We start from the raw sequence: 17,607 nt of genomic DNA, 5'->3' as shown, positions 1-17,607 counted from the left end.
TTACCGCAGACGGGCCGCCGTAAGCCGGGCACTGCGCACGGCCCCCTCCATGTAGCCTGGATATGCATCGGAGGATTCGGCACCCGCCAGCAGCAGGCGACCGTTCCAGTGCGAGCCGCGCAACAGGGCCTCCCCCGCGTGCCGGTGCGGCGTGGGATCGGGCGCCGTAGACCGGAGCGTGAACGGCTCGTCGCGCCAGACGGTATCGTGGTAGGCCCGGTACGTCGTTGCCGCCGGACCGTAGGCGCGCACCAACTGGGCTACGACCCGCCGCTCCCGCTCGGCCGGAGCCAGCGCTGCCGTAGCGGGATCGAGGAAGCCCTTGAGTGCGTACCCCCCGCCGACCGGATCGGAATGATCGTGTAGCTCACTGACCGGTCCGACGTTGCTAAAGAAGGTGGCGGCTTCCCTACCCTCCCGCCAGAAGGGCGTGTCGTACACAAGGGCCACCTTGATGGACCGCCCCATCCAGGTATCGCTCGCAGCGGCCAGGGTGCGGTAGGCTGCGGGCAGCGCGGGTTGCAGCGAAACCGTGGCGGCCAGCAGTGCCGGTGGCAGAGTGGAGACGACATGGTCGGCCGTATAGGTCTGCCCTTCGGTAGCGACTTCAATGCCCCGATCTCGGGCAGTGATACTGGTCACCGCGGTGCCGTAGGTGATCGTCTGCTCGGGTAGGCAGCTAATGAGCCGTTCGATGAGTGCGGTACTACCGCCGGCGATCCGATAGCTTGGGGAGGAGTCCGGCGGCAGGGCGTGCAGGGTTGCCGCTGCTCCCGGGGCGGCCTCGTAGCGCAGGCGGCCGTTCTGGTACTGGGGGTAGGTATCGAGCTCCAGCTCCCGCAGCAAATTGCGCAGCTGAACGTGCTGCTGGCCCAGCCAGGTGGCACCCATGTCTAGTCCTGGTCCGTCGGCAGACTGCAGCGTCCGAATGCGCCCCCCCGGACGATCCCGCGCCTCTAGAATACGGACGTCCAGCGGCGCATCGCGCAGCAGGTAGGCCAGGGTGAGGCCGGTGAGACCCGCGCCGAGGATGATGAGTTGCTTGGTTGTCCGCACTGGGGCGGGGAACACCGGTGTGGGGGATTTCGGTTGAGTGTTGCTGCTTATCGCTTACATCACCCCGTACTTCTTCGCTGCGAGGACCACTCCTAACATTAATATGATCAGTGCAAGCACTCGGTTGATCGTCAGATCACGTCTTCGAACGTCTATTACTGTCTCCGGGTAGTCAAAGGACCACTCGCCTTGCTTTGCTATTCGTGCCAGATCGGTAGGTCGCACCGGTATGCGCCTTACTTGGTCATGGGGAGGAGGGAACAGCAGTGCCCCAATATTGATTGTCCCCTCTTCATCCCCATGATAATACCACAGATACGCATCCATATTTACCCCGAATTTGCTCGAAAAGGAAGCGATGAACTCGTGCCAGTCATCCCCCGACATACCTGTTACAAGCCAGATATCAGCATCAGGTAAGACCGAAACACCTGAATGATCCTCGATTAAATTGGTGATGGATACTAGGATGGATGGCATTGTACCGTTCTTTTTGTCCATACCACGCCTTCCATACGTACTTGTATTGCTTAGGGATAGACTCACGACAGGCGTGGTGTTGAGCGATGATCTTTATTACCCCAGAGAACTCAGGTATTCTTCGGCGGACATAACCGGAAGTTTGGAATGCGTGAAGTCCTTGTGGTTCCTGGTAATAACTGCCTCCGTGCCGCTTTCAACCGCTGAGTAGTACTGAAGCCCATCCTCAAAGTCCGTAAAGTCTTCGTCATCCAACGCGCGCTTAGTGATTTTTGCCGTCAGATCTACTACCTGTACAATGAGTTCCAGTTTACGCAATGCTTTGATCGCCATAGAGCGGTCTTGCTGACGCGTCAAGATGTTATTGATATTTGCGAAGGATAGCACTGAAACGTACAGGGCCACTTCGCCCCGGTCGCCTAGTGTAAACAATCTGGCAGCAGGTAGGTAGGCAGCCCGTTTACCTAGTAGGTCAAGCACTACGTTAGTATCTACAAACAGTTTGGTCACCGATACTTCTTGGCTAGATAGTCACCGTAGTTCTCCTTATAGTCGTAGTCTTCCGACAGGTCAACAATTCCACTGAGCTCATTCACTAATGGTGTGAACGTTTCCTTTTGCTTTTCTGATTCTGGGGCAGTCACCAAACTCAGGTACCGCTCAATCATCTTCGACAAGCTAGTATTTCTGTTGCGGGCGTATGCTTTGGCGCGCTCTATGACCGCGCCGTCTAGACTTAGCGTGAGCTTCTTGTCCATGATCGACTAGTTTACGTAGAGAACTACATTTTCTTTACGTGTAAAGTTCAGGGGTGATGATACTCTGCACTGGTTTTTGTGTGGTTCTGCTGGTTTTTTTGGATCGGTTTTAATGGCGATCTGTCGCCGACATAGGGCTACACACCTCGCGCCAAGCGATCAGCCGGCGTGGACGTGTAGCCGGTGTTAGGCGCTGTCTTGTTCTACTACAGTAGGTAGTAGTCTAGAGTCTTCTAACGCAGCTGTTCTGTGACCAGCATGCCTTATATACTCAGGATCTTTGGCTAATTCCATGAACTTGGCGACAGATCCATGTTCTACCAACAGGATCGCATCCCATTTCTCATCGCTGGGGCCGATTAAGAATTGATGACCTCTTCCGTAGTATAATATTCGACTTCCAAATTTGTCAAGGCACGAGAGTGTTCGCTCCAAATACGTTTGATACGCCGATAGTCCAGTCACTTCGCGAGGAGGCTTTAGGTTTTCGATTCCAGTGTAATCAGCTTTGGATTTGAATCGGATCATGTTGAGCATTGTTATTGGACCTGAATCCTTGTACCGAACATAGAATTCCTTTCCTGCTTCTGGTCTGGCATCAATGTAAGTACTCATGGCTTCGCGTGTTGTGTTTAGTTGCGCCTAAGGGCAGGCCGTGCAAAAGCTCACGCCCAAGCTAAGCAAATTTCCGCCTACCTAGCTTTCCATTTAGTATTTCCATGTAATGGTCGCAAAAGGCCGCTATGAAGCGCTCAGGAAACCCTACAAACGCCAAAACGGAGTCATTCCCCACCAAAACACGCCCCCGTAACCGCCATAGTAGTTCCGGAACGCCCATGCCGCCATACTACTTCTTTCAGTTGTAGAAGGTAGCCGGGCTGATCGCCAGCTTACGGCAGATCTTCTCGACCCGCGTACCCTGTTCGGCCTGCCACAAAGCAAAAGCGATCTGGGCCTCGGTAACCGCCGAAGGCAGCAGCGAAGCTAATTTTGATTTTTCAGGCTGATCCTGTGTAGCTAAGAGTAGCTAGGTCAGCCAAATTTTACTTGTTATCAATGGTAGCGCTTTTAAGGGGAGGGGTCATGTCGTGACCCCTCCCCCGGGCCGCGCCGCGGTGACCGCGAGCCGCACGTAGGTGACGTCGGCGACCCAGAGCCGCTCGGGCGCGGGCTCGAAGCGCGCCGCGGCCGCGAGGCCGGCGCGCCGATCGGGCCACCGCCGCAGCCACCGCGACGAGTCGGTCGTGCGGGGGCGGCGCGCGCGCAGTTGGGCGACGAGCTGGCCGGCGGCCCGCAGGACGTCGAAGAGCCGATCGCGACCGCACCGGATCCCGGCGGCCCGCAGGTCGTCGGCGATGAGGCCGTGGAGCTTGCGGGTCCCGAGCCGCGGCCCTACCGCGCCGCGCCGCTTGGCAACGAGCGCGAGGACGATCGCGTCCTCGGCGGCGCGGCGTCAGGCGCGGCGCCCCTGTGCGTAGTACGCCTGCCGGGTGTAGCCGAGCCAACCGCATATGCGGCCCAGTCCGATGTCCGGGTGAGCGCGCCTTACTTCGTTGGCCGCCCGGCAACGGGCTATCTTAGCGCGTCGATCCCGGTGTCCTCCTCGACGACCCGTACGAGCGTCCGCAGGGCGAACGCCTCGGCGCGGGCCTCGGCGACGAGGCGCTTGAGCGCGACCGGGTCGTCGGGCAGGGCCTCGGCCACCCCCCCTCGACCACAGCCCCCACTGTCCGTTCTTGGCGGTTCACTCGGCAAAACAGACGGAGGCGGGCCGAATGCACATTAAGCCGTTGCAAGGCGTTTAGTTCACATGACCATATTCCACACGCGCGCAGGGCGCGGAAAACCCCTCCTGCTTGTCCACGGGCTGGGGGCAACCTGCCGCTCGTGGGACACAATCTCGCCCGCGCTTGCTGAGGCCAGAGATGTAATCGCCCTAGACCTGCCAGCCCATGGGCAGTCACCCGAAGAGGCCGATAGCGGCACGTTTGACGGGCTGGCGCGTAGCCTGGACGATTGGCTTGAAGCGGAGAACCTCACAGGTGTCGATATGGTCGGCAGCTCTCTGGGCGCTCGCCTGGTGCTGGAGATGGCTAGGCGCGGCCGTGCCGGTGCGGTCGTCGCGCTAGATCCGGGTGGCTTTTGGCAGGGGTGGGAGCGTACCTTCTTCAACGCCACCATAACGGCATCGCTTGCTTTGGTTCGCGCGCTGCGACCGGCGCTTCCTGCGATCACCGGAAATGTTGCAGGCCGAACCGCGCTTATGGCCCAGCTCTCCGCGAGGCCATGGGCGCTCGATCCCGCATTCGTCGCGCGCGAACTAAAATCATTGGCGGACACGCGTACCGTAGGTTCGCTCGTGAAGGATCTCGCCAAAGGCCCAATGCAGGAGGGTCCTGCGAACACATCTGCACCGGTCGTTATCGGCTGGGGCCGCAAGGATCGGCTGTGTTTACCGCAACAGGCGGACCGCGCGATGGCAGCCTTCCCCAAAGCAAGGATGCATTGGTTTGAGCACAGCGGACACTTCCCGATGTGGGATCAGCCAGAGGAGACAGTCAAGGTCATTCTGGATGCCACGGAGTGACCATGATCATATTGACGCTACGATAGGCGGACTAGCAGTTCAAAGGCTCTAATATGGAGTTATTTCGCATTGGCGCTTTTTAGGCCGGAAGTCGACTGTCCCATTTCGGAGCTCCGGCCCACCAAAGCCGGCGTGCAGCTTCCGAGCCGATACATGACCTAATCGTTCGGCACGTTTTTCAGTTCAAATAGCTGCTCGACTGTCGCTTCAAGTGCGTAGGCGAATTTCAAAGCGACAGTAACAGAGGGAGCGAAAACACTTTAGGTTTTCTCCAATTTTGATTTTATGGCTTTTAATCTGGTCCATTTGATTGAGCACAACGAATGCGCCTGCGCAGCTGGGGCTTCAACTGATCGTAGCGACCAACACTCCCCCCACTCATGAGGGGGCGGCGCGGCGGCATGGGCCGAAACCGACCAGCGGGAGCTTTCGGACCATTGCCGACGCGCCGGCACCGGGCAGCCCTAGCACTCACCAGCTTCCAACCCACCCAGCCCCGGTTGACGACAGGCGCGGTGTTGGACGATCTCTCTTGTTGCCAGTAGTTTAGCGCAGAATTGTACAGAGCTAATTGATACTGTTTACTTCCTGTTTTCTGAAATACACTACCTTCCTTTGCTTTAGAGGTAGTTTGACCGTCAAAGAAGCTTTGAACAACCCCTTACTCCTAATAGACTTTAGGTAATTGTTCATAGTCAAAGAGTCTGTGATAATGTACTGGTATTGTGAAGTTGAAATTCTGAAGGTATCAATCGATCGAGAATAATCTTCTATCAATTTATTGGTCCACCAGTACCCAAATCCAAACACCTTGAGGGTTGTAGTATCAGACTTGCAGTTTATTTCAAAGTCTCTCTCCACGCCTATCGAACCATCAGATGATTTGTATACTATTCTAGCAGTACTATCAGTATTGTTTTTGAAATATATTAAACCCGGAACATCACACGAGTATAATGTGATGCATAAAACTGCCATCCACACGATGTTTCGATACATCCTAACACAGTAGTTTTTCTTTGCAGAATTGCTCACGATACTATAAGATTATCACTCAGCGATATCGCAGTTTCGTCATCTAACAACCACCTCAAAGGGGTGATCTTTACCATTTCACAGTAGCACAAACTGTTTCTACGCGGTAGCCCCGTAATGCGGATGACTACTGTTTCTATGCGGTAGCTTCAGTAGCGCGGGACGGCTACTGTTTCTGCGCGATAGCTGACTGGCTAGGATAACTACTACTCCTGTCGCTCGGTTACCAATTGACTGGGCTGTTGACGCTACTCGGTACCCCGGTAATGCGAGCTGGCTACTGTTTCCACGCAGCAGCTTAAAGAGAATGGGTAGCTGACTTGGCTTTCGGACACGCAAATCCTTAAGGTAGGGCATCCGATAGGCTGGCGGCGTAGTCATTTGGCTAACTGGTTGTTCATCTGCTTCAGCTCTCCGTTTCTAGTGGCCCCTAAAGGGCCATTTCGTCCAACGGGAGGCTGTGCAAAAGCTCCCGGCTAAATTAGGTAAAATTCTGACCGACTGGCTTTACTCTCAGTATGCACAAGAAATAACCATAAAGGGCCGCTACTAAGCTCCCAAGAGCCCCTAGACACGCCAAAATGGAGTCATTCCCAGCTAAAACACGCCCCCGCAACCGCCGCAGCAGTTCCGCTACCCCCAGAATGGACACACTTCGCCGCAGGTTGTAGCTCAGGGCCAGCAAACTAAACTCCCCGTCTACCGCTTCCAGCCCCCTTACTAGGGTGAAGTAAGCACCCCAACTTCGCTTGATGGTGCCGAACGGGTGCTCCACGATGGCCTGCCGACTGGGATACACTTCCGGCCACTCCTGCAGCCGCTGGCGGTTGCGTGCTAGCGCCGCGGCGTGCTCGTGGTGGTGAAGCACTTTGCCGTGGCGGTTGTTTCTCGCCGCCTCGCTCAGGCACTGCTCCCGGATGGGACACTGCGCGCAGATCGTGTGGCTAATCCGGTAGCGCCGGAAGCGCCGCTCGGTTGGAGTGCGCCCCCCGCGGCTCTCCCGCTGCTGGTACCACCGCCCGTTGCTCGTCAGCTCCTCCCCCTCGGGACACACGTACACGTCCGCCTCCTCTTTGTACTCGAACTCCCGCGCCCCGTAACCCCCGGCTGCGCGCGGCTTCGTCTTGCGTTCGGCTACGAAGGGTTCCATACCCAGGGCTTCTACTGTGGCGAGATTAGTGGCATCATAGTATCCCTTATCTGCTAGGATGTCGATCGGCTCCTCCGATTGGTCGGGCAGATCGAGGATGTCCTTGGCCGCCCCGGCCAGCCCTCCTAGGGCCTGGATGTCGTTTACGTTGGTCGCCTCCGTATGCACGATCAAGTTGTGCGCATCATCTACCACCGACTGGATGTTGTAACCCACCAGTGACTCCGTTCCCTTCACCATCATACTACGGGCATCCGCATCGGTCTGGCTTAACTGGTTGGCTCCGCTCTCGGCCAGATCCGTCTGCATCTCTTCGTACACTGCCTTGCGCTCCCGTAGCGCCGTCAACTTATCCAGTGCTTGCTGCTGTAGTTCCCTCTTGCTATCGCTGGCCTCCTGAGCGTCCCGGTCGGCAAACTCCTGCAGCGCAGCGGCGATGCCCCGCTCGATCCGCTCCAGCTTGCGCTGCAGCTTGGCCCGGTTGAAGTTCTGCTTGCGCGCGTTCTGCGCGTGGATCTTCGTGCCGTCCACCGCCAGGCGTTGGCCCGCAATGAGCTCCCAGTCCTTTAGTAGTAGCACGTACTCCCGGAAAACGGCCTTGAGCGCCTTGGGGTGGTGCTTGCGGAAATCCGCGATCGTGTGGTACTTGGGCTTGAGGTTATCTATCAGCCACATCACCTCGATATTGACCGCGCAGGCCCGCTCCAACTGGCGGCTGCTCCGAATGCGGTTCAGGTAGCCGTACAGGTAGAGCTTCAGCAGCAGCTCCGCACCGTAAGCACTGGCCCCGTCGGCCTGCACGGGCTTGAAGCCGAGGGCGGATAGGTCCAGTTGATCTACAAAAGCGGCTACGACCCGCACTTCGGCATCCGCCGGGATCATCGCTTCGAGTGGAGTAGCAAAAAGACCGAACTGGGCGGGGTTGAGACCTATCTTTTTAGGCATTTTTTGCGGGTATCGGTGAAGTACCCTGAAGATACGGTAAGAAAATAGGAAACCATACTTTTTGCACAGTCTGACGATTGCCTACCCGCCGTGGCGCACCACCCAATAGCACCGTGGATACCAATCAGCACGCGGGCCTTTTACCTGCACCACCGCAGCTCAACCAGCACCCCGTGCGCCATGGACGTGGTAGGCCGTGTTGGGCGAACCCTTTCTCCCCATGCCGTTTGACCACGTTTGCCGTGGTGCGGGCTATTTCTACGCGGCAGCCCGGTAATGCGGGATAGCTACTGTTTCTATCGGCGGTTCCGCAAGCTGGCTACTGTTTCCACGCGGCAGCTTCAGTAATGCAGGATGGCTACTATTCCTAGCGGCTGCTCCTCGTGCTACCCGCTGTTCCTACGTGGCACCTCAGTCAGGACGGGTAGCCGAGAGACCGGAGACCGTGAGACCGTTGCAAAAAGTGTCTCCCCTTAACCCCAAACTTGCTGACACACTTTATGCAATACTCCCCTTGGTCAGGCCCGCCACGTTCTAGTGTACCCGTAGCAGTTGATACTCCTCCTGCGTGAGCTGAAACGACATAGTCCCTGAAAACAGGCGCTGTCCCAAACCGGTTCACGACCAGTATAGATACTCGCGCATGAAAGAAAATTTGTGTTGAATCATATCTTTTATGTCTGAAAATTGAGCCGTATTATCTAATCTGTGATGGTAGCGATTCACCGAATAGTACAAAGCCATAAACATCTTTTTGAAATCGCTAAATTAACAATATACATGTTGCTTATATGCATCCTAGTTTTCAATAGAGAATTTATTTAGACTGACATAGTCTATCGTAGCCTTGATCTGCTTAAGATATTTACTATGAATTGTTGATCAACGGTTCGGCCACGAGCAGTTACTTGCATTAACATTTAACTATGGAAATATATATCAAAACAATAATCCACGTGAATTTTCCGAAGCATACGAGAACAAGAAATTTCTTTAAGCCATTGTTGTAAGTTGGCCTTTAGTATTTTATGGTAATCTTACCCACAGGGACAGCTCCTGAACCATGAGGCGCTACACTTACTTTATAATAGAGATCTTGTTCTTTCAAGGTAAGTCCACCCCTCGGGATTCCAGATGCTTCATAAGATAATGCCATTACATAAAAAATGTAATCCTCATTAGGATTAATGGTTTTCTGTAGCATGGCGGCCTTATCAAAATTTGCATCTAAGTAAGATTTTATATCTGTTAGCCCATAATTGAAGTTTGAAAGTTTATCAAAAGAGAATTTTTGTTTAGGCAAAAAAAGCTTTAGGTAGGAGTCAGGTGAAGTGAAAATTGGAAATGAACCAGCGGGAACGTTCATGTTTAGTCCTAAAGCGATATCAGTGTGATTTATTATTCGAGTCCAAAAGGACGCAAACCCATGTGATTTTCCAGTTGAGTCGACATATTGTGTTCCATTTGGTTCAATCATTCCCCCTTTTGGGAAGCTGTTTTGTATGGTGATTTTTTCTCCTTTAGAAAGGGTGTATGTAGTATCTGTGTATATGAATTTTTCTAAATCAGGATTTTGCGATAGTCTACTATTATTCTTTGTCGTGGCTTCTACCTCTGATTTAACTGCAACCTCTTCTCTTTTTGAATTACTTCTTTGACCACAGGAACAAAGCCAAGTAATTATCAAAATCGATATCGTTAATTTGTTTCTCATATTTTTAGCTTGTTCACAACTCTTGTGTATGTGCTATCTTATTACCGCAAAGTCTATATGGTATACTCTCTTCCAAAACTCTGCAGGGATTACTAGCAATTTATAATTGGATAATTCTTTCGGACCGCCTTAAATGGCGGTCTGTCGCCCAACATATGCACTAACGATTGCGTGTAGCCCCCCAATCTACGGCAACCCATTGACGTGTAGAGCTCAGTTGACGTGTAGCCGCAACGTGTCGTGTAGCCACCACCCGCATGTTGTGTACACGCAATAGGCTATTGCTCCTCTAGTTTGTCGAGTGGACTGACCACCCGCTGACGTTCAGCATCCGACACCTGGGTGTAGCGCTCCGTAGTCCGACTGCTTTCGTGTCCAAGCAGTACCTGAATATGACGCAGACTTACTCCTTGCTCCAGCAGGTGCGTGGCGTAACTGTGCCTTAGGGTATGTACCGTAGCGTAAGGGTTTACCCGTGCGGCCTTTACTGCCCGCCGGAAAACGGATTGTACACTGCGCACACTGTATTGTCCACCCTCCTGCCCTTCGAACAACCAGTAGTCGGGTCGGTAGGCGACGAAGTACTGCCGTAGTTCATTGAGGGCATTTTGACTTAGGGTCGTGTAGCGATCCTTCTTTCCCTTTCCGCCATGCACGAAGACTTGCATTTGGTGAGAATGAATGTCAGCCACCCGAAGATGAGTCACCTCGCTGAGCCGAAGTCCGCCGCCGTAGATCATCTTCAGGATACAGCGGTGTTTCAGATTGTCTACCGCAGCGAATACTTGCTTCACTTCCTGTACACTCAGTACCGTAGGCAGCTGCTTGGGTTTGCGTGGACGTAACTCGATGAACGCCTTTGGATTACCCTCCACGTGCTCAAACCAGAACTTGATGGCATTCAGTAGCTGGTTTTGGCTACTGACGGCATAATTGCCCCGCTTCGTTCGGTCCACCACGTACTTACGGATCACTTCCGACGTAATATCAGTAGGCTGATAAGCAGGGTGATCCAGAAAGAAACTACGTAAATGACTTAAGTAGCTCTTCACCGTCCGCCAACTGTACCGCTTTACCCGTAACTGCTCCTCCGTAGCGTGTACCGCCTGCCACCAGTGATCAGCTAACGGTCGCTTCCGTTGCTGTGGTAGGGTGTCTGCACGCCTCTGCTGCACCGGCTGTCTGGCTGCCTTTTGCACGGATGTGATGTGACGTACCGCAAAGTCTGCCCGCAATCGCTCGTATACCGCTTCCGCGTAGGGAGTCGTGAAGACCCGCTTGTTGCGGTCGTATCTAAACGGACCGATTAAATTTAAGCGGTCGACCAAGCCCTCCACGTAAGCCAGTGGCCTAACCGCGAGGTACCGCACTCCATCTACCGTAATCGTTCGGACCCCCAATGTGTCACCCATTCTTTTTCGGCAAGATGGAGGTACACTCCACACGAAGGAGTAATCTATCCGCATACTTGCGATTAAAGACGTGTATAAACGACTAGGCGAGCACTGTGGCCGGGACACGGCTTCGCCCACTGTGTGTCGGATCATCGGGCCGTCCACCATCCCCATTGCGCCCTCAATATAATTGTACCATTAGCATTTTACCCCCTAGCTACAGAATTATCTAGCGCCCTCCGGTACCCATCGCACCCGCGGCCCCGCAACCCAAAGCCCGCCCCGCACATTACCTTTGCCCGCCTAACCCCTAATGCGCCAGCATGCCCGCCCTGACCCCCCGATTCGACCAATTCTCCCACCGCCACATCGGCCCCTCCGCCGAAGAAACCCAGGCGATGCTCGCTACCATCGGCGTCGCTTCGCTGGAGGAGCTGATCGACCAGACCGTGCCCGATTCGATCCGACTGCGGGAGCCGCTACAGGTCGATCCCGCCATCAGTGAGTACTACTACCTGCAGCACTTGCAGGGGATGGCGCAGCGCAATAAGGTCTTCCGCAGCTTCATGGGTATGGGCTACCACGGGACCATCACGCCCAGCGTGATCCTGCGTAACCTGTTCTGCAATCCCGGCTGGTACACCCAGTATACCCCCTACCAGGCCGAGATCGCCCAGGGACGGCTCGAGAGCCTGCTCAACTTCCAGACGATGGTCAGCGACCTGACCGCCATGCCCGTGGCCAACGCCAGTCTGCTCGACGAGGGCACCGCCGCGGCCGAGGCCATGACTATGTTCTACGCCTACCGGAACAAGCGCGCGAAGTCCGATCCCGCCAATGTGTTCCTGGTCTCCGATCAGGTGCTGCCGCAGACGCTGGCCGTGCTGCGCACCCGCGCCGAACCGCTGGAGATCGAGATCCGGGTAAGCCCTGTAGCTGACTTCGACCTCGACAAGGACCGCGTATTCGGTGTGCTCCTCCAGTACCCCGGTGCCAACGGTCAGATCGAAGACTACCGCGAAGTAGTGGAACGCGCCAAGGCGGCCGACATCACCGTCACGGTAGCCGCCGACCTGCTTGCCCTTACCCTGCTCACCCCTCCCGGCGAATGGGGCGCCGATGCTGTAGTAGGTAATACGCAGCGCTTCGGAGTACCCATGGGCTTCGGGGGACCCCACGCGGCCTACTTCGCCGTGCAGGATACCTACAAGCGGCTCATCCCCGGTCGCATCATCGGCGTGAGCCAGGACCGCCACGGCCACACCGCCCTGCGTATGGCCCTGCAGACCCGCGAGCAGCACATCCGCCGCGAAAAAGCCACTTCCAACATATGTACCGCCCAGGCACTATTGGCCAATATGGCCGCGATGTACGCCTGCTACCACGGTGCGGAAGGCCTCACTGCCATTGCCAAACGCACCCACCACTTCACGGTGATTCTTGCTGATACTTTGCGGGAAGCTGGCTTTACCCTCCCCGCCGAGCACTACTTCGATACGCTGCACATCGACACCAGTCCCGAACGAGTAGCCCGTATCCGCCAGCGCGCGGAGACCGAGGGTTATAATTTCTTCTACCCCAGGGAGGGCGGTATCCGGATCAGCTTCGACGAAACCGTAGCTACCACCGATCTCCAGGCGGTCTGCCGCATCTTCGAAGCCACGCTGAACTATGGGGGGGCCGAACTCACCGGGGACGGTGGCGTCACGGGCATCGATACTCACATCGCACCGGCGCTCCGCCGCACGTCTACCTTCCTGACTCACCCGAACTTTACCAGCTACCGCACCGAGACGCAGCTGATGCGCTACCTCAAGCGGCTGGAGAATAAGGACCTCAGCCTCATGCACAGCATGATCCCCCTGGGCTCCTGCACCATGAAGCTGAACGCCGCCACGGAGCTGATTCCCGTCAGCTGGCCGGAGTTTGCCAACATCCACCCCTTTGCCCCCATCGAGCAGGCACAGGGCTATAAGCAGCTGTTCCAGGAGCTGGAGCGCGACCTGGCCGAGATCACCGGCTTCACCGCCTGTAGCCTGCAGCCCAACAGCGGGGCCAGTGGCGAGTACGCCGGTCTGCTGGTCATCCGCGCCTACCACCTCAACCGCAACGAGGGCCACCGCAACGTCGCCATCATCCCCGAAAGCGCCCACGGCACCAACCCCGCCAGCGCCGTCATGGCCGGCATGCAGGTGGTGGTCGTAAAGAGCGACGAGGCCGGCAACGTAGACATCGACGACCTGCGCGCCAAGACCGAGGAACACCGGGATAAGCTGGCCGCCCTCATGATCACCTACCCCAGTACCTACGGCGTCTTCGAGACCGGCGTAGTGGAGATGTGCGAGCTGGTGCACAGCCACGGCGGACTAGTCTACATGGACGGCGCCAACATGAACGCCCAGGTGGGCCTCACCAGTCCCGGACTGATCGGTGCCGACGTCTGCCACCTCAACCTCCACAAGACCTTCGCCATCCCCCACGGCGGCGGCGGACCCGGTATGGGCCCCATCTGCTGCAACGAAAAGCTGGCCCCCTTCCTGCCCAGCCATCCGCTACAGGATACTGGCGGACAAAAAGCCACCTCCGCCGTAGCCTCCGCCCCCTGGGGCAGCGCCAGCATCCTGCTGATCAGCTACGCCTACATCAAGATGCTCGGTGCCAGCGGTCTGCGTCAGGCCAGCGAGTACGCCATTCTCAACGCCAACTACATCAAGGCCCGCATCGAGGAGCAGTACGACGTGCTATTCACCGGTGAGAACGGCCGCGCCGCCCACGAGCTCATCCTGGACCTGCGCCCCTTCAAGTCCGTCATGAGCGCCAGCGACCTGGCCAAACGGCTGATCGACTACGGCTTCCACGCCCCCACCCTCTCCTGGCCCGTGGCCGGTACCGTCATGATTGAACCCACCGAAAGCGAGAGCAAGGACGAGCTAGACCGCTTCTGCGACGCCCTCCTGGCCATCCGTGAGGAGGCTGACGCCGTAGCCCGTGGCGATGTCGATACCGAGGATAACGTCCTGCTCAACGCCCCCCACACCATCGCCGAGCTCACCGCCGACGACTGGTCGCACCCCTACTCCCGCGAGCAGGCCGCCTATCCCCTGCCCTACCTCCGCCAGGGCTTCAAGTTCTGGCCCAGCGTAGCCCGCGTCGACAACGGCTACGGCGACCGCAATTTCGTCTGCACCTGCCCGCCGATCGAAGCGTATGTGTAGTTCGGTATTCCTGTAGTGTTGTAGTTCTGTAGTGCCCCCCCACTGAACCACTGAACCACAGAACTACAGCACTAAATCCCATTCGAGGATCCGCCGGTCATCGCCCCCCGTGAGCAGCGTAGACTCGTCTAGCCAGCACAGGGCGTTGACGCTGTTGACGTGGCCGCGGTCGCGTACGACTTCGCAGACTTTGAGTAGCGACAGGTCGTGGGTGCGCCAGAGCTTTACGGTCTTGTCGCGGCTGGCGGTGGCCAGGTAGTCGCCGCTGGGGTGTACGGCCAGGGCGTTGACCGTCATCAGGTGGGCCGTCACGGTGGTTTCCTGGCTGAGCGTGCCGTCCAGTACGTGCCAGCGCGACAGATTGGCGTCCCGCCCCCCGCTGAATAAATATTCGCCGTCCGGAGAAAACCCCAGGGCAAACACCGAGGGCGCGTGCGCAGGTGCGGCGTCTAGCACGGTCAATCCCGCGCGGTCCAGGAGGTATAGCTGACCATCACTGGCTCCGACGGCAAGACGGTCGTACACGGGATCGTAGACGATCCGGCGCAGGGAGTTGGCGGAAAGGGGGATGCTCTCTACCGTGCGGGCCTGCTCGATCGACCAGCGGGTGAGTATGCCCTCTCCGCCACCGGTGAACAGTTCGTCCCCTACCGCGATGACCGAGAAACAGCCCTGTCGGTGGTGGGCGATGTGACGATTACGGTCGGGTGCGTCGGGGTAGAGCCAGTGGACACCGCCGTCCAGGGCGCCGGCTACGAGACCTTCCGGGATGATGGCCAGACTGAGGAATTTCCCCTGTTCGACGGTGGCGACGACCCGGCCGAAGTCTGCGTCCTGCCGGTGCCAGTGGACGAGAAAGCCGTCGGCGGCGGCGGAGTAGAATGCGTCCCCCGCGGGCTGCAGATCATAGATAGCGGCGCGGTGTCCGGAGCGGGCGTGGGTACGGGTAAGCATGGGTGGACGTGAACAAGGTGTTAGGGTACAGGGTTTTAGGAGCGTATCAACCCCTGGCGCAGGTCGCCACCCCAAACAATGAAATATATCTTCTTAGTCGTATTGTGTTGGGCGGTCGGATTTGCGTTACCCTCGTTCACCGCCGTCATCCAGCTTATTGCTGCCCTGCTCGCGGTCGGAATTATTTTAGTCGGTCTACGCTACTACATCGATACCCGGATCAACGCCGTGCGGCTGTAACACCCCGCCGCCTTGCCCCTTTATTTTCACGATGCCCTGCTACCACCCGGTGAGTGGGGCCTCTGGTCCATCACGGAATCCGAACACGAACTACGCGGACACGTCCACCTCTCCACCGCCGAGCAACACCAACTCCTACTGATCAAGGGCGCGGAGCGTCGCCGTGAATTTCTCGCCGCCCGCCTTCTCCTCCACCGCATGAGCGGCCGCAGCACCCGGGCCGAATTGGTCAAGGACAGCGACGGCAAGCCTCACTTACCGGATTCCGATTTCTTCGTTTCTATCAGCCATACGGTAGGCTATTCCGCGGCGGTGGCCCACCCCCGTCCGTGCGGTATAGACGTACAGCGGATCGTGCCCCGCATCCGGCGGCTGGCCCCCAAATTTGTCGGAGAAACGGAGTGGTCGCAGCTGACGGAGACGGATGAGCTGGTCCAACTCCATCTCATCTGGGCGGCCAAGGAAGCGATGTATAAAGCGTACGGGCGGCGGCAACTGGACTTTCGGCGGGATCTTGTGGTGGATCTGGTGGATAGGACCGGGCGACTACTGGGGGAACAGCCTATGGAGTTTACGCTGGCCTTTCGGGAGTACGAGATGTTTGTGGTGGTCGCAGCGGTTAGACGCAGCCTCCCCCGATAGCTATCGGGGCGGGGTCCGAAGCTGCCTCCGGCAGCGCTGGGGTATCTACTTGAGTGGTATCACACCCGCTTAGCTTCCCGTCACTCTCCGATCGCCGCTGAAGCGGCTCTCGCAGCCGGAGGCTGCTACGTCCACCGCCCCGATAGCTATCGGGGGAGGCAGCGTTTTACTGGAACCAGCTGCTGTAGGTGAGATAGGCTGCGGCGATGCGCTCGATCGTGTCGGCCCGCTGCTCCGGGGCCAGCTCCTTGATCTTACGGGCGGGTATACCGGCGTAGACGGAGTTGGCCTCGCACCGCATACCGGCGGGTACCACCGCGCCGGCACCGATGATGACGTTACTTTCTACCACGGCATCGTCCATCACGATGGCACCCATACCGATGAGTACGCTGTCGTGGACGGCGCAGCCGTGTACGATGGCGCGGTGGCCGATGCTAACGTCATTGCCGATAGTGGTAGCGGCCCGCTGGTAGGTGCAGTGGATGCAGGCGCCGTCCTGTACGTTGACGCGGTCGCCGATGGTGATGCGGTTCACATCACCGCGGATAACGGCGGTGAACCATACGCTGCACTGGCTACCGAGGGTGACCTCGCCGACCACCGTGGCGTTCTCGGCCAGGAAGCAGTCCGGACCGATCTGGGGATGATGCCCGCGTACGGGAAGGATCAGGGCCATAGGGGTGGGATCAGATGAGGTCGTCCTCCTCTTCCTCCTGGCGCTTGCGGCGGCGGCTCCGCTTTTTCTTTACGGGCTTGGCCTTGGGGGGTGGCGGCTTCTTGATCTTGGAAATGACCTTGTTGGGGCCTTCGCGGCGCTCACTGGCGCGGCGGGCGAGGTCCTGGGCGGTGACGTCCATGACGCCGCTGGCCTGTAACTTCATCCCCTCCAGACTTTTGGTGGTGGTGGGTACGGCCTCCAGGCGCTTGCGGTCGATGAGCTTGCCGGTCACAGAGCACACGCCGTAGACTTTATTCTTGATACGCAGCATGGCGTTCTGCAGGTCCTGGACCTGGTCGCGCTTGCGCAGTACCTGCTCGTTGAGCAGTTCGAGCTGGGAGACGGAGCTGCTGTCCTGCGTGTAGTCGGCCCCGAATCCTTCGGTGATGTTCTCCGAGAACTCGGCGACCTGATCGCGCAGCATTTGCAGCTCTTTCTTGGCTTGCTGGTAATTATCCTTTATGATTTGCTTGAACTCGTTGAGTTCGTCGTCGCTGTATCGTTCCATGTAGGCTAGTTATACACCCCGTTGCGGTCAATGTTATATTTTTTGCGCGCTTATGCAAATTTGCGGGCCCTATCGGGCCATTTACACCGAGAATGATCTCATTCAACCCGTTGGGCTGCCCGGGGTTTATACCTTTGTGTCCCGCGAGTCATAAAGGCCCGCCTTATTAATAGACCCACGCACCGGCGGTCCCGCCCCGATGTGCCGG

At 57.3% G+C, this 17,607-nt stretch carries 16 protein-coding genes and 1 pseudogene; 4 read left to right on the top strand and 13 right to left on the bottom strand.

All coding sequences use genetic code 11. The features are described from left to right. From MJQ68_RS13035 to MJQ68_RS17945, 7 genes and pseudogenes are all read right to left on the bottom strand, one after another. The gene (locus MJQ68_RS13035; RefSeq protein WP_238751559.1) at positions 1-1,056 is read right to left on the bottom strand and encodes a flavin monoamine oxidase family protein; all 1,056 of its coding nucleotides are present in this window, start codon (positions 1,054-1,056) and stop codon (positions 1-3) included. Positions 1,057-1,110: 54 nt separating this feature from the next. Then, positions 1,111-1,557 (bottom strand): DUF1493 family protein, encoded by a 447-nt coding sequence (locus tag MJQ68_RS13030; protein ID WP_238751558.1) that lies wholly within the window; start codon positions 1,555-1,557, stop codon positions 1,111-1,113. 75 nt (positions 1,558-1,632) lie between these two features. Continuing rightward, positions 1,633-2,046 carry a type II toxin-antitoxin system VapC family toxin gene (locus MJQ68_RS13025; RefSeq protein ID WP_264759010.1) on the bottom strand — a complete coding sequence of 138 codons (414 nt, stop codon included), beginning with the start codon at positions 2,044-2,046 and terminating at the stop codon, positions 1,633-1,635. Further along, the gene (locus tag MJQ68_RS13020; protein ID WP_238751556.1) at positions 2,043-2,294 is read right to left on the bottom strand and encodes a DUF6364 family protein; all 252 of its coding nucleotides are present in this window, start codon (positions 2,292-2,294) and stop codon (positions 2,043-2,045) included. The genes MJQ68_RS13025 and MJQ68_RS13020 overlap by 4 nt, the downstream gene beginning before the upstream one ends. A 186-nt stretch (positions 2,295-2,480) precedes the next feature. Beyond that, positions 2,481-2,822, bottom strand: a complete 342-nt coding sequence (locus MJQ68_RS18045) for a DUF1330 domain-containing protein (protein ID WP_406612999.1) — start codon at positions 2,820-2,822, stop codon at positions 2,481-2,483. Positions 2,823-3,153: 331 nt separating this feature from the next. Further along, a pseudogene (locus tag MJQ68_RS13015) lies at positions 3,154-3,273 on the bottom strand (transposase); the annotation flags it as partial. 593 nt (positions 3,274-3,866) lie between these two features. Continuing rightward, positions 3,867-3,998 (bottom strand): hypothetical protein, encoded by a 132-nt coding sequence (locus MJQ68_RS17945; protein ID WP_264759009.1) that lies wholly within the window; start codon positions 3,996-3,998, stop codon positions 3,867-3,869. A 106-nt stretch (positions 3,999-4,104) separates the two neighbouring features. Between MJQ68_RS17945 and MJQ68_RS13010 the strand changes: the two genes are divergently transcribed. Beyond that, complete coding sequence (locus tag MJQ68_RS13010) at positions 4,105-4,881, top strand: alpha/beta fold hydrolase (protein ID WP_238751555.1); 777 nt, start codon at positions 4,105-4,107, stop codon at positions 4,879-4,881. A 1,516-nt stretch (positions 4,882-6,397) separates the two neighbouring features. Here the strand turns inward: MJQ68_RS13010 and MJQ68_RS13005 are convergent. From MJQ68_RS13005 to MJQ68_RS12995, 3 genes are all read right to left on the bottom strand, one after another. Then, positions 6,398-8,011 carry an IS1182 family transposase gene (locus tag MJQ68_RS13005; RefSeq protein ID WP_238751554.1) on the bottom strand — a complete coding sequence of 538 codons (1,614 nt, stop codon included), beginning with the start codon at positions 8,009-8,011 and terminating at the stop codon, positions 6,398-6,400. A gap of 1,018 nt (positions 8,012-9,029) precedes the next feature. Beyond that, positions 9,030-9,725 (bottom strand): hypothetical protein, encoded by a 696-nt coding sequence (locus tag MJQ68_RS13000; protein ID WP_238751553.1) that lies wholly within the window; start codon positions 9,723-9,725, stop codon positions 9,030-9,032. A gap of 278 nt (positions 9,726-10,003) precedes the next feature. After that, entirely contained in the window at positions 10,004-11,137 is a 1,134-nt protein-coding gene (locus tag MJQ68_RS12995) for a tyrosine-type recombinase/integrase (protein WP_238751552.1), read from the bottom strand. Between the two features lie 305 nt (positions 11,138-11,442). Here MJQ68_RS12995 and gcvP point away from each other — a divergent pair, with 305 nt between their 5' ends. Then, on the top strand, positions 11,443-14,334 hold the full coding sequence (gene gcvP / locus MJQ68_RS12990) for an aminomethyl-transferring glycine dehydrogenase (protein WP_238751551.1): 2,892 nt from the start codon (positions 11,443-11,445) through the stop codon (positions 14,332-14,334). 63 nt (positions 14,335-14,397) lie between these two features. Here the strand turns inward: gcvP and MJQ68_RS12985 are convergent, their stop codons facing one another. Beyond that, entirely contained in the window at positions 14,398-15,288 is an 891-nt protein-coding gene (locus MJQ68_RS12985; protein WP_238751550.1) for a WD40 repeat domain-containing protein, read from the bottom strand. 78 nt (positions 15,289-15,366) lie between these two features. On the opposite strand from MJQ68_RS12985, the gene MJQ68_RS12980 reads away from it, so the two are divergent. Both MJQ68_RS12980 and MJQ68_RS12975 read left to right on the top strand, forming a co-directional pair. Beyond that, a complete protein-coding gene (locus tag MJQ68_RS12980; protein WP_238751549.1) occupies positions 15,367-15,528 on the top strand; it encodes a hypothetical protein in 162 nt (53 codons plus the stop codon). 12 nt (positions 15,529-15,540) lie between these two features. Next, on the top strand, positions 15,541-16,170 hold the full coding sequence (locus tag MJQ68_RS12975) for a 4'-phosphopantetheinyl transferase family protein (protein ID WP_238751548.1): 630 nt from the start codon (positions 15,541-15,543) through the stop codon (positions 16,168-16,170). Between the two features lie 166 nt (positions 16,171-16,336). Here the strand turns inward: MJQ68_RS12975 and MJQ68_RS12970 are convergent, their stop codons facing one another. Both MJQ68_RS12970 and MJQ68_RS12965 read right to left on the bottom strand, forming a co-directional pair. Then, entirely contained in the window at positions 16,337-16,849 is a 513-nt protein-coding gene (locus MJQ68_RS12970; RefSeq protein WP_238751547.1) for a gamma carbonic anhydrase family protein, read from the bottom strand. 10 nt (positions 16,850-16,859) lie between these two features. Continuing rightward, positions 16,860-17,399: a TraR/DksA family transcriptional regulator gene (locus tag MJQ68_RS12965; RefSeq protein WP_238751546.1), complete on the bottom strand. Its 540-nt coding sequence runs from the start codon at positions 17,397-17,399 to the stop codon at positions 16,860-16,862. Positions 17,400-17,607 lie beyond the last annotated feature (208 nt).

The organism is Neolewinella maritima (genome assembly GCF_923081025.1).
GTDB classification, from domain to species: domain Bacteria; phylum Bacteroidota; class Bacteroidia; order Chitinophagales; family Saprospiraceae; genus Neolewinella; species Neolewinella maritima.
This window is presented reverse-complemented; position numbering and strand designations above follow the sequence as displayed.